This is a genomic window from Sinorhizobium prairiense, from assembly GCF_029201645.2.
Taxonomy (GTDB): Bacteria; Pseudomonadota; Alphaproteobacteria; order Rhizobiales; family Rhizobiaceae; genus Sinorhizobium; species Sinorhizobium meliloti_A.
The window spans coordinates 275,755-300,789 of record NZ_CP104131.1; the positions used below are offsets into that span (position 1 = coordinate 275,755).

General features: G+C 63.1%; 18 protein-coding genes and 1 pseudogene. 17 read left to right on the top strand and 2 right to left on the bottom strand.

All coding sequences use genetic code 11. The annotated features are described in order from the left end of the window. Positions 1-85 precede the first annotated feature (85 nt). A complete protein-coding gene (gene ybgC, locus N0Q91_RS03950; RefSeq protein WP_100672982.1) occupies positions 86-541 on the top strand; it encodes a tol-pal system-associated acyl-CoA thioesterase in 456 nt (151 codons plus the stop codon). A 9-nt stretch (positions 542-550) separates the two neighbouring features. Here ybgC and ligD read toward each other — a convergent pair whose 3' ends face one another. Then, positions 551-3,148 carry a DNA ligase D gene (gene ligD / locus N0Q91_RS03955; protein WP_275597383.1) on the bottom strand — a complete coding sequence of 866 codons (2,598 nt, stop codon included), beginning with the start codon at positions 3,146-3,148 and terminating at the stop codon, positions 551-553. Between the two features lie 349 nt (positions 3,149-3,497). Here ligD and tolQ point away from each other — a divergent pair, with 349 nt between their 5' ends. The 13 genes from tolQ to serA all read left to right on the top strand — a co-directional run bounded on the left by tolQ (position 3,498) and on the right by serA (position 19,416). Beyond that, on the top strand, positions 3,498-4,217 hold the full coding sequence (gene tolQ / locus N0Q91_RS03960) for a protein TolQ (protein WP_003527594.1): 720 nt from the start codon (positions 3,498-3,500) through the stop codon (positions 4,215-4,217). Positions 4,218-4,244: 27 nt separating this feature from the next. Beyond that, positions 4,245-4,697 carry a protein TolR gene (gene tolR / locus N0Q91_RS03965; RefSeq protein WP_100672984.1) on the top strand — a complete coding sequence of 151 codons (453 nt, stop codon included), beginning with the start codon at positions 4,245-4,247 and terminating at the stop codon, positions 4,695-4,697. 8 nt (positions 4,698-4,705) lie between these two features. Beyond that, positions 4,706-5,773: a cell envelope integrity protein TolA gene (gene tolA, locus N0Q91_RS03970; RefSeq protein WP_100672985.1), complete on the top strand. Its 1,068-nt coding sequence runs from the start codon at positions 4,706-4,708 to the stop codon at positions 5,771-5,773. Between the two features lie 71 nt (positions 5,774-5,844). After that, complete coding sequence (tolB, locus tag N0Q91_RS03975) at positions 5,845-7,155, top strand: Tol-Pal system beta propeller repeat protein TolB (RefSeq protein WP_018096845.1); 1,311 nt, start codon at positions 5,845-5,847, stop codon at positions 7,153-7,155. A gap of 263 nt (positions 7,156-7,418) precedes the next feature. Then, positions 7,419-7,949 (top strand): peptidoglycan-associated lipoprotein Pal, encoded by a 531-nt coding sequence (gene pal, locus N0Q91_RS03980; RefSeq protein WP_018096846.1) that lies wholly within the window; start codon positions 7,419-7,421, stop codon positions 7,947-7,949. Positions 7,950-8,138: 189 nt separating this feature from the next. Further along, entirely contained in the window at positions 8,139-9,176 is a 1,038-nt protein-coding gene (gene ybgF, locus N0Q91_RS03985) for a tol-pal system protein YbgF (protein WP_100672986.1), read from the top strand. Positions 9,177-9,187: 11 nt separating this feature from the next. Continuing rightward, entirely contained in the window at positions 9,188-10,552 is a 1,365-nt protein-coding gene (gene tilS / locus N0Q91_RS03990) for a tRNA lysidine(34) synthetase TilS (protein WP_275597384.1), read from the top strand. 99 nt (positions 10,553-10,651) lie between these two features. Beyond that, on the top strand, positions 10,652-12,589 hold the full coding sequence (gene ftsH / locus N0Q91_RS03995) for an ATP-dependent zinc metalloprotease FtsH (RefSeq protein ID WP_100672988.1): 1,938 nt from the start codon (positions 10,652-10,654) through the stop codon (positions 12,587-12,589). Between the two features lie 292 nt (positions 12,590-12,881). Next, complete coding sequence (glmM, locus tag N0Q91_RS04000) at positions 12,882-14,234, top strand: phosphoglucosamine mutase (RefSeq protein WP_100673061.1); 1,353 nt, start codon at positions 12,882-12,884, stop codon at positions 14,232-14,234. A gap of 172 nt (positions 14,235-14,406) precedes the next feature. Further along, entirely contained in the window at positions 14,407-15,282 is an 876-nt protein-coding gene (locus N0Q91_RS04005) for an outer membrane protein (RefSeq protein WP_198516772.1), read from the top strand. Between the two features lie 344 nt (positions 15,283-15,626). Further along, on the top strand, positions 15,627-16,424 hold the full coding sequence (locus N0Q91_RS04010) for an outer membrane protein (protein WP_527229817.1): 798 nt from the start codon (positions 15,627-15,629) through the stop codon (positions 16,422-16,424). A gap of 137 nt (positions 16,425-16,561) precedes the next feature. Then, positions 16,562-17,740 (top strand): phosphoserine transaminase, encoded by a 1,179-nt coding sequence (locus N0Q91_RS04015; protein ID WP_018096853.1) that lies wholly within the window; start codon positions 16,562-16,564, stop codon positions 17,738-17,740. A gap of 80 nt (positions 17,741-17,820) precedes the next feature. Then, a complete protein-coding gene (gene serA, locus N0Q91_RS04020) occupies positions 17,821-19,416 on the top strand; it encodes a phosphoglycerate dehydrogenase (RefSeq protein ID WP_100672990.1) in 1,596 nt (531 codons plus the stop codon). Positions 19,417-19,483: 67 nt separating this feature from the next. On the opposite strand, the gene N0Q91_RS04025 is transcribed toward serA, so the two are convergent. Further along, a complete protein-coding gene (locus tag N0Q91_RS04025; protein WP_100672991.1) occupies positions 19,484-20,374 on the bottom strand; it encodes a DMT family transporter in 891 nt (296 codons plus the stop codon). Positions 20,375-20,578: 204 nt separating this feature from the next. Here N0Q91_RS04025 and N0Q91_RS04030 point away from each other — a divergent pair, with 204 nt between their 5' ends. From N0Q91_RS04030 to N0Q91_RS04040, 3 genes and pseudogenes are all read left to right on the top strand, one after another. Beyond that, positions 20,579-21,877, top strand: a complete 1,299-nt coding sequence (locus N0Q91_RS04030) for an adenylosuccinate synthase (protein WP_275597386.1) — start codon at positions 20,579-20,581, stop codon at positions 21,875-21,877. Between the two features lie 63 nt (positions 21,878-21,940). Beyond that, positions 21,941-24,222: pseudogene (locus N0Q91_RS04035) on the top strand (hypothetical protein). A 675-nt stretch (positions 24,223-24,897) separates the two neighbouring features. After that, positions 24,898-25,032 (top strand): hypothetical protein, encoded by a 135-nt coding sequence (locus tag N0Q91_RS04040; protein WP_275597387.1) that lies wholly within the window; start codon positions 24,898-24,900, stop codon positions 25,030-25,032. Positions 25,033-25,035: the final 3 nt, after the last annotated feature.

Here is a 25,035-nt window from a genome sequence, read left to right on the forward strand (position 1 = left end):
ATAGGATTGTGACAAAGCTGCAGTGCTTGCAAATGTCTTTTTGTTCCTGCACAGGAAAACGCGAAAAATCCTCCCGGAGAATGCCATGTCACTGATTTCGCTTGCCGGCGAGCTGACCGAGACCGGCCACCGACTGATCCAGCGGGTCTATTACGAGGACACCGATTTTTCCGGCGTCGTCTACCATGCGCGCTATCTGCATTTCATGGAGCGCGCCCGGACCGACTATCTGCGGCTTCTCGGCGTCGAGCAGGCGTCGCTGGCGATCGAAGGCGACGTGGAAGGCCTCGTCTTCGTCGTCCATCGTATGGAAATCGACTTCAAGGCGCCGGCGCGCATGGACGACGTCCTGACCATCGAGACCGCGACCGAAAAGGCCGGCGGCGCAAAAATGATCCTGCAGCAGCAGATCAGGCGCGGCGACGCGCTGCTGATCGCGGCCAAGGTCATCATTGCGGTCATCAACGGTCAGGGGCGGCCGAGGCGTCTGCCGGAGGCACTGGCAACGAAATTCCTTGCTGCGCAGGCGGCTTCCGGGTGAGCGGCCGGCTCACTCGACCGAGTTCAATATCTTCTTCGTCAGCGACTGACTGATCTTGCCGATCTCCCGCCACGGATCGGTTCCGGATTCTATCCGCTCGACAATGTCCGGAATGTGAAACCCGTTGGCGGCCTCGAGCCCTTGGAGTTCGTCCCAGCCGACCGGAGTGGCCACCGGTCCGCCGGAGCGCGCGCGGGTGGAATAGGGTGCGATAGCCGTGGCGCCGCGATCGTTTCTCAGCCAGTCTATGAAAATCCTTCCCTTGCGCTTCGCCTTCGACATGGTGGCGACGAAATTATCCGGATCGCGCTCGGCAATAGATCGCGCGAGCGCTTTGGCGAAGCCTTTGGCCTCCTCCCATTCGGCATGGGGGCGGAGCGGAACGATGACGTGGACGCCCTTGCCGCCGGTCACCATGGGCACTGTCTTCAGGCCGATCTCGGCGAGCTCGTCGCGAAGCTTGACGGCTGCCGCCTTGACCGTCTCGAAGTCGACGCTCGGATCGGGGTCGAGATCGAAGACCAGACGGTCGGGTTTCTCCAGTCGATCGATGCCTGAACCCCAGATGTGAAACTCGAGCGTTCCCATCTGCACGGCGGCGACGAGGCCCTTGGCATCGTGGATGTACATATAGTTCTCGGTGTCGCCCGATGACTCGGTGATCGGCACTTCCCGGATCGCCTCGGGGAAGCCGTCGCTCGCGTGTTTCTGAAAGAAGCAGTGCCGATCGCCGCCTTGCGGGCAGCGCACCAGCGAAACGGGGTGATCGGCGGCAAAGGGGAGCATCCTCTCGGCGACGACGGCGTAATAGCGGGCGAGATCGATCTTGGTGATGCCCTGGCCTTCGAAGAGCACCCGGTCCGGATGCGAGATGCGGATACCGAGGACATCGCCGTCTCCTTGCACAGCCGGCGTCTTGCGCGGCTTGGCCGAGGTTTTGCTTTTGGCGGTCTCCGGCTCCGCTTCCGCCGGCTTCGCTGTCTCCAGTTTCACGGCCCTGGCCTCCTTGTCCTCGCGCAATCCCTCGAATGAACCGTGGCGGACATGTCCGTCAGCCGTGAACTCGGCGAAATCCACCTCCGCCACCAGGTCCGGCTCAAGCCATACCGAATTTCGCATTCTCTCTCGCGGCACGCTGTCAAAGGGCGACGTGTCGCGTCTGCGCTTCGCGAAGGCCGCAGCGAGTTCCTTCATCGTCTTTCCGCTGAATCCGGTGCCGACGCCGCCACGGTAGATCAGCTTCCGGCCTTCGAACGTCCCGACAAGAAGCGAGGCAAAGGCACGTCCTTTCTTCGAAGATGGGGTATAGCCACCGATGACGAACTCCTGGCGCTTCGTGCATTTCACCTTCAGCCAGCTTCGGCTGCGCCCGCTGCGATAGGGGGCATCCGCCTCCTTGGCGATTATACCCTCCTGGCCTGCCTTGCATATCGCGGAAAGCACGTGCTCGCCATTGCCGCGGACATGCTCGCTGAATTGTATGGTCGAGGTGGTGCCGAGCGTTTGGAGCAGCGCTTCGAGCCGTTCCTTGCGTTCCACGAGCGGCTTACGGCTCAAATCCTTGCCGTCGAGCTCGATGAGGTCGAAAGCGTAAAGCCGTGTGCTGGCCCCCGTTCTAAGCGCTTTCTGCAAGGCCGAGAACGTCGATCCGCCTTCCGACAGCGCCACCACTTCGCCATCGATGAGGGCCGACCGGCAGTCGAGTTCGGCAAGGGCCGCGGCAATTGCCGGGAACTTCTCGGTCCAGTCGAGGCCGTTGCGCGTGTAGCAGCGCACGGTGCCGGCGCCGACGGCGCAGACAAGACGGTAGCCGTCGAACTTGGCTTCGTTCAGCCATGCATCGCCGGCAGGCACCTTGGTCACCAGAGTCGCCAACTGCGGTGCCTTGAAGGCGGGCAGCTTACCGGAGGCTTTTCGCGTGACAGGCTTGGCCGCATTGCCGGTTTCGGCGATCGCGCCGGCCTTGAGATTGGCCGCGATGCTCTCGTTGGAATGCCAGACCCGTGCCTGCTTCTCGCCTTTGCCGTTGGCGATCTCCTCCATTGTCCGGCCGGTGACGATGCTGGTGATGTTCTCGTTGATCAGGCTCTCGCCGTCTTCGGAGGCGATCTCGTCCTTTTCCTTGACGAGCAGCCAGTTCTCGCGCTTTTCGCCTTCGCGCGGCCGCATGCGCACCAGGGCCCAGCCGCCCTTCATTCGGCTGCCATGCAGCTTGAAGGAGAGCTTGCCCTTCTTCAAGGCTTTCGACGGGTCATCCTCCGGCTCCCACCAGCCGGTATCCCAGAGCATCACGGTACCGCCGCCGTACTCTCCCTTCGGTATCGTTCCTTCGAAATCGCCATAGGCAAGCGGGTGGTCTTCGGTGCGCACGGCCAGGCGCTTGTCTTCGGGGTTGAGGCTCGGGCCGCGGGTCACCGCCCAGCTCTTCAGCACGCCCTCCCATTCCAGGCGGAAGTCGTAATGCAGGCGCGTCGCAGCGTGCTTCTGGACCAGAAACCGCATCCTGTTGTCCCCGCGGCGCCGCGCGACCGCACCCTTGGGTTCGCTGGTCCGCGTGAAATCGCGGCGCCGGTTATATTCGGAAAGCGGTTGATTGCGAGCGGCCATGGATCGTCAGCCCCAATTCGGCTGGAAGGCTGTATGTTTCGGGGGCCAGGGGCTCATGGCACCGAAACGTGCGACCCGGTGCGAAGTTCCGTATCGCTCAAGCTCAGTCGAACTGCGCGCGCGGTAATACTCCCTTAACCATAATGGTGTCTTAATCCGTGTATCAGGATTTGTGCAGTGCACGTCATCCTTTGACCAAAATTGACGGCAAGAAGGCAGGCTGACGCGAGTAGATCTCAATGCCGCGATCGGTGGCAATACCGGGGCATTCCTGCTGCAGGACGTTTGGGCGACCCGGTCTCGAGCATGAGTTGCTCTGCCGGGTGTTTGGATTCGGGGACTGAAATCGATGGAACAGGTTGGATTGGCCGCGACGAGCGACGTGACCCTCTGGTCGCTCTTCATGCAAGCGGGCTTGGTCGTGAAGCTGGTCATGCTGGGGCTCATCGCCGCCTCGGTCTGGACCTGGGCGATCGTCGTCGACAAGAGCCTCAATTACGGGCGCGTCCGCCGGCAGCTCGACAATTTCGAGCAGGTATTCTGGTCGGGCCAATCGCTGGAGGAGCTCTATCGGACCCTCTCGGACAGGCAGACGAGCGGAATGGGCGCGATCTTCGTTTCGGCCATGCGCGAATGGAAGAAAAGCTTCGAGCGCGGCGCGCGCGCGCCGATCGGCCTGCAGATGCGTATCGACCGCGCCATGGACGTGACGCTCGCCCGGGAATCCGAAGCGCTCGAGGCAAGGCTCGGCTCGCTTGCGACGATCGGCTCGGCTGCACCCTTCATCGGCCTTTTCGGTACCGTCGTCGGTATCATGACCTCGTTCCAGGCCATCGCCGGTTCCAAATCCACCAACCTCGCCGTCGTAGCGCCCGGTATCGCCGAAGCGCTGCTGGCGACCGCCATCGGTCTGCTCGCCGCTATTCCTGCCGTTATCGCCTACAACAAGTTCACCGCGGATGCCGGCAAGCTGACGGCACGCATGGAAGCCTTTGCCGACGAGTTCTCCGCCATCCTGTCGCGGCAGATCGACGAGAAGCTGCAGCCTTCTCGTCAGGCCGCGCAATAACGACCTCAAAGCACGGAGACTACGCTGATGGGTATGGCAGCTGGCGGAGCCAAGGGGTCGGGCGGCGGGCGCCGCCGCCGTGGAGGCAGAAGAAGCGCGATCAGCGAGATCAACGTCACGCCGCTCGTCGACGTCATGCTGGTTCTCCTCATCATCTTCATGGTGGCCGCGCCGATGATGACGGTCGGCGTGCCGATCGATCTGCCGGAAACGCAGGCGAAGGCCATGAACGCCGATACCCAGCCGATCACCGTTTCGGTCAACCCGGCGGGCGAGATCTTCCTGCAGGAGACTCCGATCGCGATCGACGAGGTCGTGCCGAAGCTCGAGGCGATTGCCACGACCGGCTACAATGAGCGCATCTATGTGCGCGGCGACACCAGTGCCGATTACGGCACCGTGATGAAGGTGATGGCACGCATCTCCGCGGCAGGCTTCAAGAACCTGGGTCTCGTAACGCTTCAAGAACAAGAGAAGTGATCGTCCGAATGAAGGGCAGTATCGCTACATCTGCTGTCCTCCACGCTCTGGTTCTCACCTGGGCGCTGGTGTCGCTTGGCAGCCCGGCCGATTTCGAGGTCGCGGATGTCGAGGCGCTGCCGGTCGACATCGTGCCGGTCGAGTCGATCACGCAGATCCAGCAGGGCGACAAGAAGGCTCCGGCCAAGGAAAAGGCATCGCCCGTTCCGACCAAGAAGCCGACGCCTGTCGAAAACGCCGAGAATGTCGGCGAGAACGACGTCGACCTGAAGACGCCGCCCACACCCAATGTCAAGCCGGTCGAAAACGAGTCGGCCGCAGCGCCGCAGAAGACCGAAAAGGCACCGCCGACACCCGATCCGGTGAAGGAAGCGATCGAGAACGTCGAGGAGAAGCCGGCGGCCGAGCCGGCCACGGAAGTGGCGGCACTTCCCGAACCCAAACAGGAAGTGAAGCCGGACACGAAGCCGGAACCGGCACCGGCGGAAGAACAGCCTGCGGAAAATCCCGAGGCCGAGGCTCTGCCGGACAGGGTGCCGACGCCGCAGTCGAAGCCCAAGGTCGAAAAGCCCGCGCAAACGGCCAAGACGCCCGAACGCAAGAAGGACGAAGCCAAGAAGGAGCAGAAGAAGGCGTCCTCCCAGAAGGAGAGCGACTTCAATGCCGACGAGATCGCGGCGCTGCTCAACAAGCAGGAATCCTCCGGCGGCGGCGCCAAGCGCTCGACCGAGGAGGCGGCCCTCGGCGGCAAGAAGACGACGAGCGGCAATACGCTTTCGCAGAGCGAAATGGACGCGCTTCGCGGCCAGATCCAGAACAACTGGTCGATCATTCCCGGCATGGCCGACGCGGCGGATGTCCGCATCAAGGTAACGATGCGGCTCGACCCGAACGGCGACCTGATCGGCGAACCGGAAGTGGAAGCCAGCGGCGGCTCGGATGCGGCCCGGCGGGCACTCATGGGTGGTGCACGCCGGGCCATTCTGAAGTCTGCTCCCTTCAAGGGGCTGCCGGCCGACAAATACGATTCGTGGAGCGAGGTCGTCGTCAACTTCGACCCGAGCTCGATGCTCTAGACAGGTTGGGCTGGTTGTGGGCGGATCATTGCGCCTCATCCTGCTCGGAACACGAAAGGCTGAAAGGCTTTATGGAAATGCTGAGACGCAATTTTTTCCGCCTCCTGATGGTGCTGGTCGCCGGCTGCGGGCTCATTGCCTCGCCGGCAAATGCGCTCGTCGAGATCAACATCAACAAGGGTAACGTCGAGCCGCTGCCGATCGCGATCACGGACTTCCTGCAGGGCGATCTCGCCCGGAAGATCTCCGACGTCGTTGCCGCAGACCTGAAGCGCTCCGGGCTCTTCGCGCCGATCGACAAGGGCGCCTTCATCGAGAAGATCTCCAATCCCGATGCCGCGCCGCGTTTCGAGGACTGGAAAGTGATCAACGCGCAGGCGCTCGTCATCGGCCGCGTCACGCAGGAAGGCGACGGCAGGCTGAAGGCGGAGTTCCGCCTCTGGGATACCTTTGCCGGCCAGCAGATGCTCGGTCAGCAGTTCTACACCCAGCCGGAGAACTGGCGCCGGGTCGCCCACATCATCGCCGACGCGATCTATGAGAGGATCACCGGCGAGAAGGGCTATTTCGACACGCGCATCGTTTACGTCGCCGAAAGCGGGCCGAAGAACGCGCGCAAGCGCCAACTTGCCATCATGGACCAGGACGGGGCCAATTCCCGGGCGCTCACCAATGCCAACGACATCGTGCTGACGCCGCGCTTCTCGCCGAACCGTCAGGAAATCACCTATATGTCGTTCGAGAACCAGCAGCCGCGCGTCTATCTGCTGCAGCTCGAAACGGGGCAGCGCGAGGTGGTCGGCAATTTCCCGGGCATGACCTTCGCCCCGCGTTTCTCGCCGGATGGCCAGCGGGTGATCATGAGCCTGCAGCAGGAAGGCAACGCCAACATCTATACGATGGATCTGCGCTCGCGCACGACGACGCGGCTCACCAATACCGCGGCGATCGACACCTCTCCTTCCTATTCGCCGGACGGCAGCCGGATCGTCTTCGAAAGCGACCGCGGCGGCAGGCAGCAGCTCTACGTCATGGGCGCCGACGGCTCGGGCCAGACGCGCATTTCCTTCGGCGACGGCTCCTATTCGACGCCCGTCTGGTCTCCACGCGGCGACCTCATCGCCTTCACCAAGCAGTCCGGGGGCAAGTTCTCGATCGGCGTCATGAAGCCGGACGGTTCGGGCGAACGCATTCTCACCACCGGCTTCCACAATGAAGGCCCGACCTGGGCGCCGAACGGCCGCGTTCTCATGTTCTTCCGCCAGAACGCCGGTGCGGGCGGTCCGCAGCTCTATTCGATCGATCTGACGGGCTACAACGAACAGCTCGTCCAGACGCAGGGCTTCGCCTCGGACCCGGCCTGGTCGCCGTTGATGGAATAGGGCCGCCGGCGGGCCCGATCGAGAGAATTGATGAGATTCAAAGATTTCGGGCCGATACGGCCCGAAATTCTTCGTGATCGCGCGTCCACAGTTATGGCAGGGAATGAGGCGAATGTGCCGCTTTCTCGCCGCAAAGTGCTGGTGTAGCAGGCGCCCCGACGCACATTGTCGATTTGTTAACCATATCCGTTGAAAAGCAATTAACCGCTTCCGGTTACAGTCTGGCAACCGTGAATTTGACACTTCTCAAGGAGACCCGGCCCATGAGCCGAATTGACACCCCGGCAGCAAGCCGCATGCAGACCATCGCCCGCAATCCGGTCATGATCGCGCTCGTCATGACGCTTGCCCTTGCTGGCTGCGCTTCCAAGAAGAACCTGCCGAACGATGCTGCCGGCCTCGGACTCGGCGCAGGCGCGGCGACCCCGGGCTCACAGCAGGACTTCACCGTGAACGTCGGCGACCGCATCTTCTTCGATACCGACTCGACATCGATCCGAGCCGACGCACAGGCGACGCTCGACCGCCAGGCGCAGTGGCTGGCAAAATATCCGAACTACGCAATCACCATCGAAGGCCATGCCGACGAGCGCGGCACCCGCGAATACAACCTCGCGCTCGGCGCCCGCCGCGCTGCCGCGACCCGCGACTATCTCGTCAGCCGCGGCGTCCCTGGAAATCGCATGCGCACGATCTCCTACGGCAAGGAAAAACCGGTCGCCGTTTGCGACGACATCTCCTGCTGGTCGCAGAACCGCCGCGCCGTTACCGTTCTCGGCGGCGCCGGCAGCTGATTATTCGGCATCGAGGGGATTCGAGGGGCGGCCTGCGGGCCGCCCTTTCTTTTTACCACACTTTGGCCGAACTCCGTTGCTTTTTCACGGGAGTTGGAAAACTGTGCGGCACCCCACCTCGGATTCGACGAATGTACTGCGCAAGGCGATTCAGGGGCGGGAGAATCGGTTACGAACAGGACAAATGAAATGAAGAAATTTGTCGTGGCAGGACTGCTTGGCCTCGTGACCCTTGCGGGTCTCGGCTCTACAGCAGATGCCATGCCGCTTTCCGGGCTCTTTGCCCGTACGACGCAGACCGATGCCGGCAGCAAGGGCAACCTTCCGGTAATGAAGGTGCAGTCATCCGATATCGCACGGGTCGGTCAACTCGAGGAACAGATCCGCTCTCTCAACGGGCGTATCGAGGAAATGAGCTTCCAGCTCCTGCAGATGCAGGAGCAGATCCGGAAGTTCCAGGAGGACAACGAGTTCCGCTTCCAGGACCTGGAAAACGGCAGGTCCTCCTCCAAGAAGAGCGGCGCGCTTGAAACGCCGAAATCGAATGATCAGGCGTCCGTCACCCCCGGGGTGACGGATAGCCGGCCCTCGGGCGCTCCGGCTGCCGGCGGCGCCGATAGGGCGGGTGTCGATCCCAGCGGGCCAGGCGCAGCGCCTGCGCCGACGACGCTGGGTCAGATCATCTTCGACGAGAACGGCAATCCCGTCTCTGCAACGGCGGGCGTTGAGCCCGGGGCCAACGCGACTCTGCCCGGCGTCGACACAGGACTTGCGACCCAGGGCGGCGGCCTCAACGACAATCCGGGAAGCGTGTCGGACAGCGGACAGGCGACCGCGTCTCTCAGCGATCCGGGCGATCTCTACCAAGCAGGCTACAGCCACGTGCTTTCCGGTGATTACAGCATCGCGGAGCAGGAATTCCGCGATTATCTCGATGCCTTTCCAAGCGGCGACAAGGCGGCGGATGCGAGCTTCTGGATGGGCGAGGCACAGTATTCGCAAGGCAAGTACAGCGAGGCGGCCAAGACCTTCCTCAACGCGCATCAGAGCCACGGCAAGTCACCGAAGGCTCCGGAAATGCTCTTGAAGCTCGGCATGTCCCTCGGCGCACTCGACAACAAGGAGACCGCCTGCGCCACGCTGCGCGAGGTCAACAAGCGCTATCCGAAAGCATCACCCGCCGTGAAGGCGAAGGTGGCGAGCGAGCAGAGCCGTTTCGGCTGCTGAGGCGGGCCAAGATGCCCCATGCCGTCCTCGATACGGCCCGAAATTTTCTCCGATCCTTTATCAGGCCCTGCAGGATTCTGGTTGCCGTCTCCGGTGGCAGCGACTCGATGGGGTTGCTTGTAGCCCTGCATGCGGCGATCGCCGCAGATGAGCGCCGTGGATTTTCCCTTGCCGCCTGCACTGTCGACCATGCGCTGAGGCCGCAGTCGGCTCGCGAAGCAGAAGATGTGGCGGCTTTTTGTGCCGCGCTCGGTATTGCCCACCGCGTGTACCGCTGGGAGGGCGCGAAGCCGTCGACCGGCATTCAGGCGGCGGCTCGAAACAAACGCTACGAATTGCTGGCCGAGGCCGCGGGGGCGCTTGGCGCCGATTGCATCGCGACCGGTCATACGCGCGACGACCAGCAGGAGACCGTCGCCATGCGCGTTGCCCGCGGCAGAAGCGATGGTGCTGGAGACGGGGGGCAGGGCGAAGGGTATGGCGCCGCCGGCATGGCCGCGGCCATGTTGTACGGACGGCGGATCTGGGTGTTGCGGCCGTTTCTCGGCTTGGCGCGCGCCGACATCCGCAGCTTTCTCCAGGCATGCGGCGTCTCCTGGACCGACGATCCGAGCAATGCCAACCCCGCCTTCGAGCGCGTCCGGGTGCGTGCCCGGATAGCGACATCCCAGGGGATGCCGACGCCCTTGTGCAACGGGCGCCAGCGCGCCGCCTCTTCCGCCAGAGCCGCCGCCCTGATCGAGAAGCGCATCCGCGTTCACGCGGCGCTCGTCGCGGAGATTTCGGCACGGCATGCCGGGGAGATCGACGATGCGGACTGGCGCCGTGCGCTCCTGACGGTCGCGTCGGTTCTCGGCGGGCGCGACCACATGCCCGCTCGCGCCACGGTGCAGCGGCTTTCGCAGTTCCTGCGATCGGGTGAGCCCGGCCGCATGACGGCGGGACGGGTCGTCTTCGACCGGCGAGCAAGCGGTCTCTATCTCTATCGAGAGGTGCGCAACCTGCCGGGGCTCGCCGTCGGACCGGGCGGGCAGGGCATTTGGGATGGGCGGTTCACGGTAAAGAGCGGCGGGTCAGCGGTTACGGTCGCCGCGGACGCTTCGGGGAGGCTGTGGACTCAGAGGCTTATTGACGCAGGGCTGCCGACGGGGATTGCCAAGCGCGGATCCATGGTGGCACCAGAAATCGCGTCGGCGGACGGCGCGGGGGTCGCCTTCGGCGAGGCTCCGGCGAAAGTCGAGTACCACATCCCGCTTTACGACACCTTTTTGCCGGGTTTCGACAGGATCATGGCGGATGCGGTCGCCGTGTCGTTTGGGCGTGATCGATACCCCGCGCCGCCGGTGCACGATGTTTTGATAGAAATGGAAACGTAACCGGCGGTTTTCCTTGGCAAGGTCACCCCGGACACCTATGTTAGGACCAACAATACAGTCCGGCGAATGCGCGGGCTGCGACAGGTTCCGGGGAGTTCGATGAACCCTAATTTTCGAAATTTTGCCCTTTGGGCAATCATAGCGCTTCTCCTGATAGCGCTATTCAGCATGTTCCAGCAGCCGACCGAACGAGCAGGCTCGCGTGAAATTCCATTCTCGCAGTTCCTCAAGGACGTAGACGCGAGCCGTGTGAAGGACGTGGTGATCACCGGTTCGAAGGTGATCGGCAGCTACACCGAAAGCGGGGCGACTTTCCAGACTTATGCGCCCGCCGTCGACACGGCGCTGACGGAGCGGCTGGAAGCCAAGGACGTCACGGTCACGGTTCGGCCGGAGACGGACGGCTCGTCGGGCTTCCTCAGCTATATCGGAACGCTGTTGCCGATGCTCCTGATCCTCGGCGTCTGGCTGTTCTTCATGCGGCAGATGCAAGGTGGCTCGCGCGGCGCGATGGGTTTCGGAAAGTCGAAGGCAAAGCTTTTGACGGAAGCGCATGGCCGCGTGACCTTCGACGACGTCGCTGGTGTCGACGAGGCCAAGCAGGATCTCGAGGAAATAGTCGAATTCCTGCGCGACCCGCAGAAGTTCCAGCGCCTCGGTGGCCGCATCCCGCGCGGCGTGCTGCTGGTCGGACCGCCCGGCACCGGTAAGACGCTGCTTGCCCGCTCGGTCGCCGGCGAGGCGAACGTCCCCTTCTTCACGATTTCGGGTTCGGACTTCGTCGAAATGTTCGTGGGTGTCGGCGCATCGCGCGTCCGCGACATGTTCGAGCAGGCGAAGAAGAACGCCCCCTGCATCATCTTCATCGACGAAATCGATGCGGTCGGCCGCCATCGCGGCGCCGGTCTCGGCGGCGGCAACGACGAGCGCGAGCAGACGCTGAACCAACTGCTGGTAGAGATGGACGGCTTCGAGGCGAACGAGGGCATCATCCTCATCGCAGCCACGAACCGGCCGGACGTGCTCGACCCGGCGCTTCTGCGTCCGGGCCGCTTCGACCGCCAGGTCGTCGTACCGAACCCGGACATCAACGGCCGCGAGCGGATCCTGAAAGTGCATGTCCGCAACGTGCCGCTCGCACCGAACGTGGACCTCAAGGTGCTGGCGCGCGGCACGCCGGGCTTCTCGGGCGCCGATCTCATGAATCTCGTCAACGAGGCCGCGCTGATGGCGGCGCGGCGCAACAAGCGCCTCGTTACCATGCAGGAGTTCGAGGACGCCAAGGACAAGATCATGATGGGCGCCGAGCGCCGCTCTTCGGCCATGACCGAAGCCGAGAAGAAGCTGACCGCCTATCACGAGGCGGGCCATGCGATCCTCGCGCTCAACGTGCCCTCGGCCGATCCGTTGCACAAGGCGACGATCATTCCCCGCGGCCGTGCGCTCGGCATGGTGATGCAGCTTCCCGAGGGCGACCGCTACTCGATGAGCTACAAGTGGATGATCTCGCGCCTCGCGATCATGATGGGCGGACGCGTTGCCGAGGAACTGACCTTCGGCAAGGAGAACATCACCTCCGGCGCATCCTCCGATATCGAGCAGGCGACGAAGCTTGCCCGGGCGATGGTGACGCAGTGGGGCTTCTCCGACCAGCTCGGTCAGGTCGCCTATGGCGAGAATCAGCAGGAGGTTTTCCTCGGCCATTCCGTCGCGCAGCAGAAGAACGTTTCGGAATCGACCGCCCAGAAAATCGACAACGAAATCCGCCGGCTGATCGACGAGGCCTATGAGACGGCGCGCCGCATCCTCATCGAAAAGAACCATGAATTCGTGGCTCTCGCGGAAGGATTGCTCGAATACGAGACGCTGACCGGCGACGAGATCAAGGCTCTGATCCGTGGCGAGAAGCCGGCGCGCGATCTCGGGGACGACACACCACCGCATCGCGGCTCTGCAGTGCCTTCAGCCGGCACGAAGAAGGAAGCCGGCACCAAGGGCGAGGAGCCCGAAGGTGGGTTCGAACCGCAGCCGCAATAGGTTCCCACACATGCGCAAATCCAATGCCGCCGCTCCGGAAGGAGCGGCGGCATTTTGGATGCTCGCGTTTCAGTGCAACAGTGGTGCGCCCAAGCGTTGCTCAGGGAAAGATCCGGTTGTAACGCGCTGTAATGATTTCTGATGTTATGATCGGTGCCGTATATTGCGGTTTTATGGCAAATATGGCGCAGATTTGCGGGCGGGTCGCGGAACTATGAAAACCAAGAGCGGAACACGCAGGCGCACGCGGCCGGCACAAGAGGCGACGCCGAAGCAGGACAATGGAGTTTTTATGAAGCGCAGATATTTCGGCACCGACGGCATTCGCGGCCAGTCCAATATATTTCCGATGACGCCGGACCTCGCCATGCGGGTCGGCATTGCAGTAGGAACGATTTTCAGAAACGGCGCTCACCGCCACCGGGTGGTGATCGGCAAGGACACGCGCCTGTCCGGCTACATGCTCGAGAACGCGATGGTCGCGGGCTTCACGGCAGCGGGGCTCGACGTCTTTCTGCTCGGCCCGATCCCGACGCCCGGCGTTGCCATGCTGACGCGGTCGCTGAGGGCCGATATCGGCGTGATGATCTCCGCCTCGCACAATGCGTTCCGCGACAACGGCATCAAGCTCTTCGGGCCCGATGGCTACAAGCTCTCGGATGACATCGAACAAAAGATCGAAGAACTGTTGGAGCAGGATATGTCCGGGCAGCTGGCCAAGCCGGAGGATATCGGCCGGGCCAAGCGCGTCGACGGTGACATCTACCGGTATATCGAGCAAGCCAAGCGGACGCTGCCGCGCGACGTCACGCTGAAAGGTCTTCGGATCGCCATCGATTGCGCAAACGGTGCCGCCTACAAGGTCGCGCCCTCCGCCCTTTGGGAACTGGGCGCCGAAGTCGTTACGATCGGAACCGAACCGAACGGCGTCAACATCAACCTTGAGTGCGGATCGACGCATCCGGCGGCGCTTCAGAAGAAGGTGCACGAGGTGAGGGCGGATATCGGCATCGCGCTCGACGGAGACGCCGACCGTGTTCTGATCGTCGACGAGGAGGGGGCGGTCATCGACGGCGACCAACTCATGGCGGTCATCGCCGACAGCTGGGCGGCAGATGGCATGCTCAAGGGCGGCGGCATTGCCGCGACCGTCATGTCGAATCTCGGCCTCGAACGCTACCTTCAGGCGCGCCGGCTCAAGCTCCACCGCACCAAGGTGGGCGATCGCTACGTCGTCGAGCAGATGCGTCAGGACGGCCTGAACGTCGGTGGCGAACAATCGGGCCACATCGTACTTTCCGATTTCGGCACCACCGGCGACGGCCTCGTCGCGGCGCTGCAGATCCTCGCGGTCGTAAAGCGCCAGGGCAAGACTGTGAGCGAAATCTGCCGTCGTTTCGAGCCCGTGCCGCAGGTCCTGAAGAATGTTCGCGTTGCGGCCGGCAAGCCCCTGGAGGATGCCGGCGTGCAGCAGGCGATCGCCGATGCGGAGGCGCAGCTCGCCAAGAACGGGCGGCTGCTCATCCGGCCCTCCGGCACCGAACCGCTGATCCGCGTCATGGCGGAGGGCGACGACCGCGGTCAGGTCGAGCGCATCGTGGACGAACTCGTCAACGTGATCGGCGGCGTGCGCAACGCTGCCTGATTACGAAATAGCCGCTGCCCCTCATCCGCAGGCGGAAGAGGGGCAATCACTGTACGTAAATATATCGACCGAATACTTCCAAAAGTTAATATTCAAGGTAAATTTTTGTAGTTAATCAGGGATTAACCTTTCCCCTTCATCATGCGTCGAAGCATACGAAACGGCTGCGACTATGATCCGTCAGCCGTTCAAGAATACACTAATGTATTGGGGTTGGGGCATGAAGAAGATTTTTAGGGGCGTTGCTGCGGCTCTGCTGAGCGGCACGCCGGTTTATGCAGCGGACGTCTATCAGCCGCCCGTAGAAGCACCGTTCGTCGAGCAGCCGGTGGAGGTGGTCGAAGCCAGCGGCTGGTATTTGCGCGGCGACGTCGGTTACGCGTGGAACGATTTGCGCGGTGCCCACTATTTCCAGGGCTCCAACAGCAACCTGGTCGATTTCGACCGCGCCGATGTGGATGATTCCTACGTCCTTGGCGGCGGTGTCGGATACCAGATCAACAGCTATCTGCGTGCCGACGTCACGCTCGACTATCTCGGCGAGTCCGACTTCAACGGCTCTACCAGCGGCGGTTGCGGGGTTGCCGTCAACTGCGTCTCGAACGATGTCGCATCGATGTCCGCCTGGAGCCTGCTGGCCAACGCCTATGTCGACCTCGGGACCTACGGCGCCTTCACGCCCTATGTCGGTGCCGGTATCGGTGGCACCCGGGTAAAGTGGGGAACCCTGCGCAACACGAGTTGCGACGTTACGGATCCCGGCAACTGCGACCCGACGATCGAGCACAAGGGCGAAAGCGATTGGCGCTTCACCTATGCGCTGATGGCCGGTACCGCCGTGGATCTCACCTGCAATCTCAAGGCCGATGTCGGCTACCGCTTCCGCCATATCAACGGCGGAAACATGTTCGGCTACAATCTCAACAGCGGTCCGGCCTACGACAAGGACATCTATGTGCACGAGGCGCGCGCCGGCCTGCGCTATTCCTTCGGCAACAATTGCGAAGCGGCCTATGTGCCGCCGGCCGAGCCGATCGTATATAAGTGATCCGGGCTAAGGCCCGTTGAGATTCGGGCCACCGCCGCCGCTTGTTTGATCGCCTCATCCCTGCGACAAGCACAGGGACGAGGCCTAGGCCAGATTGCAGTCCTGCGAAAAGTTCCCTACAGCGCCGCGCGTCTTATGAGACGCGCAAACGGCGCTGTAGCCCTTTGAGCTGCTGCATGTTTTTGTCCATTGACCGCTTTCCATGTTCCTAAGAGACATGGTTAACCCATAGTTAACCCGTGCCTGCAATAGTTAACGCGAATGGCCAGCTTCACGCTGCAGCGCTTTGCGTCTCCCCATATATGCGCAAGCCCGCAGCACCTGGCCGAGCGAAAGGGCATGGCATGGATTGGCGACGGGGATTTTGCAGCATGGCATTCTGCGCCGGCCTGTTGGCGCCGTTCTCTGCACAGGCCGCCGACGAAGAACTGCTCGACGCGCCCGAGATCACGATTTCGCCGGAAACGACCGGCGGCGGCCTTTATCTGCGTGGCGACATCGGCTACGCAGCCTGGCTGGACGAGGGCGATCCCTTCTACCGCTCCTCTGGCGGCACGGGAGCCGTTTCCTTCGACGACGCGCGCTTCGACAAGCCGGCCTCCGCCACCATCGGCCTCGGCTATCAATTCACCGACGTCATTCGTGCCGATCTAACGGCCGAATATTTCGAGGGCCGCTTCGACGGGGCGTCGCTGTCGGCCAGTCCGTGCGCGGGCGAGGGCGCGGGGACGAGGTGCGCTCTTTCCCACAGCGCCAATTTTTCCGCGCTCGGCCTGATGGCAAACGGTTATGTCGATCTGGCGACGCTTGCCGGTTTCACGCCGTATCTCGGTGCCGGCATCGGAGCGACCGGGATCCACTGGAAAACGACCCATGAGACCTCGACCTGCGTTGGGGCAGGCGGGGCCTGCTCCGGGGCGGCGGGCGGTGCTTCCTACGGCGGGCGGGACAGCTGGCGCTTTACCTATGCCTTCATGGCGGGCGCCTCCTACGACGTCACGGATCGGCTGAAGTTCGATGCCGGCTATCGCTATTCGCAGATTGCGGATGGCGACATGTTTGGCTCCGGGGGCGCGGAGGGCTATGACGACGGACTGTCGCGTCATGAGTTCCGCGTCGGACTGCGTTTCGCGCTTTGGTGATGCGGTGCCGGTTTGCTCGAAACGGCAAAAGTTTCTTCAAACGCGACGCGACCGCTTGACTTCCTCTCCGAGCCGCAATATTCCCGGCGGCGGGACACCCCTCCCCAACGAGGGGCTTCTATCTGAGAGGATAGCATATGACGAAGCCTGCCAAGCCGGCCATGCGCCCGGCCAATACCCATTTTTCTTCCGGTCCTTGCGCCAAGCGTCCCGGTTGGACGCTCGAAGCTCTCTCCGATGCCCCGCTCGGTCGCTCGCACCGAGCCAAGATCGGAAAGACAAAGCTCAAGCAAGCGATAGACCTCACCCGCGAAATTCTCGAAGTTCCGGCCGATTACCGTATCGGTATCGTGCCCGCTTCGGACACCGGTGCCGTTGAGATGGCGCTTTGGTCGCTGCTCGGCGCCCGCGGCGTCGACATGCTGGCGTGGGAGAGCTTTGGTGCCGGCTGGGTGACCGACGTCGTCAAGCAGTTGAAGCTTTCCGATGTCCGCCGCCTGGAGGCCGATTACGGCGCGCTCCCGGACCTGTCCAAGGTCGATTTCGATCGCGACGTGGTCTTCACCTGGAACGGCACGACCTCCGGCGTGCGGGTCCCGAATGCCGATTTCATTCCCGCGGATCGCAAGGGCCTGACCATCTGCGATGCGACCTCCGCCGCCTTCGCGCAGGCGCTCGATTTCGCCAAGCTCGACGTCGTGACCTTCTCCTGGCAGAAGGTGCTCGGCGGAGAGGGCGCCCATGGCGTGCTGATCCTCAGCCCCCGCGCAGTCGAACGGCTGGAGACCTATGTCCCCGCCTGGCCGCTGCCGAAGATCTTCCGCATGACCAAGGGCGGCAAGCTGATCGAGGGTATCTTCACCGGCGAGACGATCAATACGCCGTCCATGCTCTGCGTCGAGGACTATATCGACGCGCTTCTCTGGGCGAAGTCGGTCGGTGGCCTCGAGGGTCTGATGGCCCGCGCCGATGCCAATGCCGAGGTCATTCACCGTTTCGTTGCGGCCAATGACTGGATCGCCAACCTCGCGGTGAAGCCCGAAACCCGATCCAATACGTCGGTCTGCCTGAAGATCGCCGACAATGATGTGTCGGCGCTCGACGCGGACGCACAGGCCGCCTTCGCCAAGGGGGTCGTGGCCCTCCTCGAGAAGGAAGGCGTCGCATTCGACATCGGCCATTATCGCGATGCGCCGTCCGGGCTTCGCATATGGGCGGGCGCGACGATCGAGACGTCCGACATGGAAGCGCTGATGCCGTGGCTTGCCTGGGCTTTCGAGACCCAGAAGGCGACGCTTTCGCAGGCTGCCGCCTGATCCGATGCGATCCGCTTCGCTCTCCCTGAGGGCGAAGCCTAATCCCCAATGGTTCAGACCTGTTTTTCAAGGAGGCCTTCATGGCACCTCGCGTTCTCGTATCCGATGAACTGTCGGAAACCGCTGTCCAGATATTCCGCGACCATGGCGTGGAAGTGGATTTCCAGCCGAAGCTTGGCAAGGACAAGGAGAAGCTTGCCGAGATCATCGGCAATTACGACGGCCTTGCCATCCGCTCCGCCACCAAGGTGACCGAAAAGCTGATCGCCGCCGCGACCAATCTCAAGGTCGTCGGCCGCGCCGGCATCGGCGTCGACAATGTCGACATTCCCGCCGCTTCGCGCCGCGGCATCATCGTCATGAACACGCCCTTCGGCAACTCGATCACCACCGCCGAGCATGCGATCGCGTTGATGTTCGCCGTTGCAAGGCAGCTTCCCGCCGCCGACGGCTCGACCCAGGCCGGCAAGTGGGAGAAGTCGAAGTTCATGGGCGTCGAGATCACCGGCAAGGTGCTCGGGGTCATCGGCGCCGGCAATATCGGCTCGATCGTCTGCGCCCGCGCGATCGGTCTCAAGATGCACGTCATCGCCTATGATCCGTTCCTGTCGAAGGAGCGGGCAGAGGAAATGGGCGTCGTCAAGGTCGAGCTCGACGAACTCCTCGCCCAGGCAGACTTCATCAGCCTGCACGTGCCGCTGACGGACAAGACCCGCAACATCCTGAACGCGGAGGCGATTGCGAAGACCAAGCCGGGCGTGCGTATCATCAACTGCGCCCGCGGCGGTCTCGTCGATGAAAGGGCGCTTGCCGAGGCCCTCAAGTCCGGCCACGTCGCCGGCGCAGGCTTCGACGTCTTCGAGGTCGAGCCCGCCACGGAGAGCCCGCTCTTCGGCCTGCCGAACGTCGTCTGCACGCCGCATCTCGGCGCATCGACGACCGAGGCGCAGGAGAACGTCGCTCTGCAGGTCGCCGAGCAGATGTCGGAATATCTCGTCAAGGGTGCGGTCACGAACGCCATCAACATGCCGTCGATCACGGCGGAAGAGGCGCCGATCCTGAAGCCCTTCATCCGGCTCGCGGACGTTCTCGGTGCCTTTGTCGGACAGGTCACCGAAAGCGCGATCAAGGAGATCGAGATTCTCTACGACGGCTCGACCGCGGCGATGAACACCAAGGCGCTGACGAGCGCGGCGCTCGCCGGCCTGATCCGCCCGCAGGTGGCCGACGTCAACATGGTTTCGGCGCCGGTCATGGTCAAGGAAAAGGGTGTGATCCTTTCCGAGGTCAAGCGCGACAAGACCGGTGTCTTCGACGGCTACATCAAGCTGACTGTCAAGACGGCGAACCAGACCCGCTCCGTCGCAGGGACCGTCTTCTCCGACGGCAAGCCGCGCTTCATCCAGATCAAGGGCATCAATCTCGATGCGGATGTCGGCAATCACATGGTCTACATAACCAACACCGACGTCCCCGGCATGATCGGCTTCATCGGATCGACCCTCGGCGACGCGGGCGTCAACATCGCCAATTTCCAGCTCGGCCGTGAGAAGCAGGGCGGCGATGCGATCGCGCTGCTTTACGTCGATGGCCCGGTTTCGGAGACCGTGCTCGACAAGCTGCGGGCGAACGAAGCGATCCGCCAGGCAAAGCCGCTGGTGTTCAATATCGACTGAGCCGCACTCGGGCTTTCAAATTGCCCCTTCCCGCAGGCGTCCGCAGGGGAGGGGCTTTACCATTATGTCACCGCGGCAGCTTCGGCCGGCCGCGTTCGGCAATGGCGATGCCGCCGAGGACGAGTGCCAAAGCCGCGAGATGAAACGGGTGGAATATCTCGCCGACCAGAAGGACGGAGAGAAGGGTCCCGAACACGGGAATGGCGTTGATGAACAGGCCGGCACGATTGGCGCCGATCATCTCGACGCCGCGAACATAGAGAACCTGCGACATCAGCGAGGGGAAGATCGCCGCATAGATCACAATCGCCCAGCCGGTCGCATCCGGCATGATTGCCGTACCTTTCCCGATCTCCCACAAGAGGAGCGGTATGGCGCTCAGCAGCGCCCCGAAGGCCGGGGCGGCTATGAAGCTCTGCCAATGCATTGCCGGTTTCCACCGCAGCGCAACCGTATATGCGGCATAGACGATGCAGGCGAGGATCATCAGCGCGTCGCCGAAATTGAAGCTCAGGCGCATGAGGCTGGCGAGATCGCCATGGGCGGCGGTAATGAGCACGCCGATTAACGTCACGGTAAAGCCGATGACCTGGGCGAGCGACGCCTTCATCTTGAAAAGCGCGAAATTGAAGATGAAGATCAGCATCGGAATGCCGGCCTGAAGGATGACGGCATTGATGGCGCTGGTGTATTGCACCGCGGAATACAGGAACGCATTGAACATGGTGAAGCCGACGGCGCCATAGGCAAGCAGCTGCAGCCAGTGCTGGCGGATCTTTTGCCAGTCACGGCGGATCTGCGGCGTCATCAGGGCCAGGATGACCGCAAGCGCGAGCAACCAGCGCAGGGTCGTCAGCATCATCGGGCTGACGTGCCCGACGGCCATCTTGCCCGCCACTGAATTGCCGCCCCAAAAGAGCGCGGTAATACCGAGATAGAAATAGGCCCTGGCGTTCACGATGATACGGTCCGTGCGGGGTGGAGGAGGATTGCCGGAATGGCACGAGAGTTCGAGATATAGGCGTTAGATCCGCGGTTTGTCATTCAAAAAGGGCTGGCCACCGCTCATAACGGGGTCGCTTTCCGAAAGACAACACAGTATAGATGCGCGGGTTTGAGAACAGCGCAACGTCCGCATGCGCGTGTAAACAGGAAGAGAATTATGACGAATGTCGTGGTGGTCGGATCCCAGTGGGGCGACGAAGGCAAAGGCAAGATCGTGGATTGGCTCTCGGAACGCGCCGACATCGTGGTGCGCTTCCAGGGCGGCCACAATGCCGGCCACACGCTGGTGATCGACGGCGTCAGCTACAAGCTGTCGCTGCTGCCTTCGGGTGTCGTCCGCCCCGGCAAGCTCGCCGTCATCGGCAATGGCGTGGTGATCGACCCTCATGCATTGCTCGCCGAGATTGACAAGCTTGCGGCCCAGGGCGTCAAGGTCACGCCCGAGAACCTGCGCATCGCCGACAATGCCACGCTCATTCTCTCGTTGCACCGCGAGCTCGACGGCATACGCGAAGACGCGGCTTCAAACAGCGGCACGAAGATCGGCACGACCCGCCGCGGCATCGGTCCGGCCTACGAGGACAAGGTCGGCCGCCGCGCGATCCGCGTCATGGATCTTGCCGATCTCGACACGCTGCCGGCAAAGGTCGATCGGCTGCTGACGCATCACAACGCGTTGCGCCGCGGCCTCGGCGAGGCCGAAATCAGCCATCAGGCGATCATGGACGAGTTGTCGTCGGTTGCCGAGCGCGTGCTGCCGTTCATGGACACGATCTGGCTGCTGCTGGACCGGCAGCGTCGCAAGGGCGCACGGATTCTCTTCGAAGGCGCGCAGGGCACGCTGCTCGATATCGATCACGGCACCTATCCCTTCGTGACCTCGTCAAATACGGTCGCCGGTCAGGCCGCCGCCGGCTCGGGCATGGGCCCCGGCGCGCTCGGCTATATCCTCGGCATCACCAAGGCCTACACGACGCGGGTCGGCGAAGGGCCGTTCCCGACCGAACTCGACGATGAGATCGGCCGCTTCCTGGGAGAGCGCGGCCATGAATTCGGGACGGTGACGGGGCGCAAGCGCCGTTGCGGCTGGTTCGATGCTGCGCTGGTGCGCCAGTCGGTGGCCGCTAACGGCATCACGGGCATAGCGCTCACCAAGCTCGACGTGCTCGACGGGCTGGACGAGTTGAAGATTTGCGTCGGCTATACTCTGGATGGACAGCAGATCGACCATCTTCCCGCAAGTCAGGCACAGCAAGCTTCGGCAAAGCCGGTCTATATCACGCTCGAGGGATGGAAAGAATCGACGGTGGGCGCCCGCACTTGGGCCGATCTTCCGGCGCAGGCGATCAAGTATGTTCGCCAGGTCGAGGAACTGATCGGCGCGCCGGTCGCGCTACTTTCGACCAGCCCGGAACGGGACGACACGATACTTGTGACGGACCCTTTTGAGGACTAGTGTCGGCGCAAGGAAAGCGGCGACGCGGCAATTGCCGCGGGTCTGGAAATTGAGAAAGTACTGATGGCGGATTTTGTTGCAGTTATTCGCAGGACGGTCGACGGCCTGTCGGAAAACACACTGGAAATGCGAGGCAGGGTCTACGAGAAGGCGCGCGGTGCCGTGCGCCGCCAGCTCGAGAGCATGAACCCCCGGCCGTCGGACGACATGATCAACCGCCAGCTCAACAAGCTGGAACAGGCAATCTCCGAGGTTGAAAGCGAGCACGCCGAAGCCCTGCCGCCGGTCGAGGAAACCGAAGCTCTCGAGCCGGATACGCTCGAAGCACCGCCGGGCGACGAGGCCGCCACACCGGTAACGCAGGAGGCGGAGCCCGAGGCACTGCCGGCCGCATCCGTCGAAACGGAGCAGACCGCCCCAACGCCGGTCGAAGAGCCTGCTTCGGACGCCGCCCCCGAAGAGCCCGAAGATCTTGTGCAATCGGCCCCCGATGAGGAGCCGCCCGCACCGGTTGCCGAGGCCCCCACGGTCGACATGCGCGACGAGGCACCGCTTCACGAAGAGGAGCCGGCCGACGCTGCCGCCGCCGTTCCGCAACGGGATGAGCCGGCCGAGGAACAGCAACCGGCCGCCGAAGCCGATGCGCAGCAGGAACATCCTGCCCAAGACGTGACGGCCGCCGAGCCCGATCCGCAGGATGTCAGCCGCGATGAGGCTGAGGTCGAATCATATCCGGCCGAGCCGGCACCGGACGAGGCGACGCCGGTGGAGGTCCAGGCCGATGATGTGCCGGACAGGCGGGGACCATCCGAGTGGGCTTTGCCCGAATGGGAGGATACCACCCCTCGCCACGGCCGAGCGAGGTCCCGGTCGAGCCGGAAGACCATAGGCAGGACGAGACGTCGCCGGCCGAGCCCGAGCGGCTGGGGATACATCCGGTCGAGCCGGAAAAGGCCGAAACGGAACAGCATAGCGGCGAGGCGGATGCAGCGCGCTCCTGGTCATTCGACGACAGCGATCCCTTCGCCCAAGGTACCGAAGGCAAGAAGGACCGGCCGGCCGACGAGCCGGAAATTTCCGAATGGTCGTGGCCCGTCGAGAAGGCTCCGGCCGCCGCGAACCAGGAAGAGCGTGCCGGCACTGCCTGGGATCATGTCGACGATCTGCTCGGTTTTGAGGACGACGGCCGGACGGCGAATGGTTCGGCGAGCAACAAGGACAAAGACAGCAGCCTTGCCGCGCCGCCTGCGGTTCCCGCTCGCCCCGCGTCCTATCGCGCCACGCCCAAGCCCAGCCGGTTCAGCATCAAACGCCTGGCGATCGGCGGGGCGGTCGTGCTTCTCCTCGGCGCCGGCGGCTACGCCTACTGGCAGAATAGAGAGGCGGGCAATGCCTGGCTCACGGGCATGGTCGCGAAGATCATGCCGAGCGATCCCGCCGAGACGCCGGCACCGGCGACACCCGGTGGCGAGGCCGAGCCGGCGAACCAACCGGCCGAACAGTCCGGCACCGAGGAAAATACGGCGCTTTCCGATGCTGCTTCCACCAAGTTCACCCAGCGGCTGCTTGCCGATGGAACGGAAAGGGACGAGGGACCTGCCGTCGCGACCGAGACGGCCGCTTCTCAGGAAGGCAAATCCGTCGCTGCACGGACGCATGCGGTAGAGCCGCCGAACGCCAATGCCGGCGTGCAACAGGCGGCAGCGGATCAGACGGCCTCGCCGGTGCCCGGCCAGACCGCCAGCGAGGCAGCAGCGCAGCCCGAGGTTTCCGTCGCCGATGGCGAGAAGATGTTCCTCTATGAAGAGAGGCTCGGCCAGTCCTCGCCGACCGCGATTCCCGGCACCGTTGCCTGGTCGATCAAGGAGGAGTCGCCAGGCGGCGACGCCAAGCCCGAGCCCGCCATCCAGGCGCAGATCACGGTTCCCGATCGTGGCCTCACGGCTCTGATGACCATCAAGCGCAATGCCGATCCGTCCTTGCCGGCAAGCCACGTGATCGAATTCGTGTTTTCGCTGCCCGAGAGCTTCGAGGGCGGCGCCATAGACGGCGTCCAGCGCGTCTCGATGAAGCGAACCGAGCAGGACCGCGGCGATCCGCTGATCGCCGTCCCGGCGAAGATCACCGACGACTTCCACATGATCGCACTCAACGATTTTGCCGAAGCGGTCAGCAACAACACCGAACTTCTGCGCAGCCGCAGCTGGATCGATATCCCGATCACCTACCGCAACGGCCGCCGCGCTCTCCTCACCCTGGAGAAAGGGCAGGGCGGAGCGGACGCCTTCAACAAGGCTTTGCAGGCTTGGGGAAGTCCCGGCAGCACAGCTTCCAGCGGGCAATAGTCTGAGGCCTGTTGAGATCCAGGCCACCCGCCGCCGCTTGTTTGATACCCGCATCCCTGTGCTCGTCACAGGGATGAGGGTTGAGAGGGTGCGGTCCCCCGGCGCGCTTCATAAACCGGGAAGATAGCGAGGCGGCGCGGAAGGTCGCGGGTCACGCCTGTGTAAAGCATCCCGCTTCGCTTCTATGCGAGAATGTAGTAGCCGCACATCCCCGGTCCCTCATTCCTGTGCTTGTCACAGGAATCCAGCCAGGCCAAGTCCTTGGGCTGGAAAGGCCTTCCCGCGCCGCAGACGCGGCGCTGCTGGATCCCTGTGACGAGCACAGGGATGAGGGGTAGAGAGGGTGCGGTTCCTTGGCGCGCTTCATAGACCGTGAAGATGGTGAGGCGGCGCGGAAGGTCGCGGGTCACGCCCGTGTAGAGCGTCCTGCTTCGCTTCTATGCAAGAATGTAGTAGCCGCACATCCCCGGTCCCTCATTCCTGTGCTTGTCACAGGAATCCAGCCAGCCCAAGTCCTTGAGCTGGAAAGGCTCTTCCGCGCCGCAGACGCGGCGCTGCTGGATCTCTGTGATGAGGATGAGGAGAGCCCCTCCGAAAAGTGTCCTACAGCGCCGCGCGTCTTACGAGACGCGCAAAGGTCGCTGTAGCACTTGAGCTGCTGCTCGGTCGGTACTCATGGAATTCCAGCGCATCGCCATCCGTGCCGACAAAACCCACCAGAGCTTCAACGCCATTATCCATCTCGCGGCCGCCGCCCATCCGGAAGTGCGCAGTGTCAGAACACATGAAGACATGAAAAATCCCGGCTAGATC

What these genes read in the sequence shown, in the direction of transcription:
- ybgC (WP_100672982.1), top strand. Translation starts at nt 86, where the DNA reads ATGTCACTGATTTCGCTTGCCGGCGAGCTGACCGAGACCGGCCACCGA.
- ligD (WP_275597383.1), bottom strand. Translation starts at nt 3,148, where the DNA reads ATGGCCGCTCGCAATCAACCGCTTTCCGAATATAACCGGCGCCGCGAT.
- tolQ (WP_003527594.1), top strand. Translation starts at nt 3,498, where the DNA reads ATGGAACAGGTTGGATTGGCCGCGACGAGCGACGTGACCCTCTGGTCG.
- tolR (WP_100672984.1), top strand. Translation starts at nt 4,245, where the DNA reads ATGGGTATGGCAGCTGGCGGAGCCAAGGGGTCGGGCGGCGGGCGCCGC.
- tolA (WP_100672985.1), top strand. Translation starts at nt 4,706, where the DNA reads ATGAAGGGCAGTATCGCTACATCTGCTGTCCTCCACGCTCTGGTTCTC.
- tolB (WP_018096845.1), top strand. Translation starts at nt 5,845, where the DNA reads ATGGAAATGCTGAGACGCAATTTTTTCCGCCTCCTGATGGTGCTGGTC.
- pal (WP_018096846.1), top strand. Translation starts at nt 7,419, where the DNA reads ATGAGCCGAATTGACACCCCGGCAGCAAGCCGCATGCAGACCATCGCC.
- ybgF (WP_100672986.1), top strand. Translation starts at nt 8,139, where the DNA reads ATGAAGAAATTTGTCGTGGCAGGACTGCTTGGCCTCGTGACCCTTGCG.
- tilS (WP_275597384.1), top strand. Translation starts at nt 9,188, where the DNA reads ATGCCCCATGCCGTCCTCGATACGGCCCGAAATTTTCTCCGATCCTTT.
- ftsH (WP_100672988.1), top strand. Translation starts at nt 10,652, where the DNA reads ATGAACCCTAATTTTCGAAATTTTGCCCTTTGGGCAATCATAGCGCTT.
- glmM (WP_100673061.1), top strand. Translation starts at nt 12,882, where the DNA reads ATGAAGCGCAGATATTTCGGCACCGACGGCATTCGCGGCCAGTCCAAT.
- N0Q91_RS04005 (WP_198516772.1), top strand. Translation starts at nt 14,407, where the DNA reads ATGATCCGTCAGCCGTTCAAGAATACACTAATGTATTGGGGTTGGGGC.
- N0Q91_RS04010 (WP_527229817.1), top strand. Translation starts at nt 15,627, where the DNA reads ATGGATTGGCGACGGGGATTTTGCAGCATGGCATTCTGCGCCGGCCTG.
- N0Q91_RS04015 (WP_018096853.1), top strand. Translation starts at nt 16,562, where the DNA reads ATGACGAAGCCTGCCAAGCCGGCCATGCGCCCGGCCAATACCCATTTT.
- serA (WP_100672990.1), top strand. Translation starts at nt 17,821, where the DNA reads ATGGCACCTCGCGTTCTCGTATCCGATGAACTGTCGGAAACCGCTGTC.
- N0Q91_RS04030 (WP_275597386.1), top strand. Translation starts at nt 20,579, where the DNA reads ATGACGAATGTCGTGGTGGTCGGATCCCAGTGGGGCGACGAAGGCAAA.
- N0Q91_RS04040 (WP_275597387.1), top strand. Translation starts at nt 24,898, where the DNA reads ATGGAATTCCAGCGCATCGCCATCCGTGCCGACAAAACCCACCAGAGC.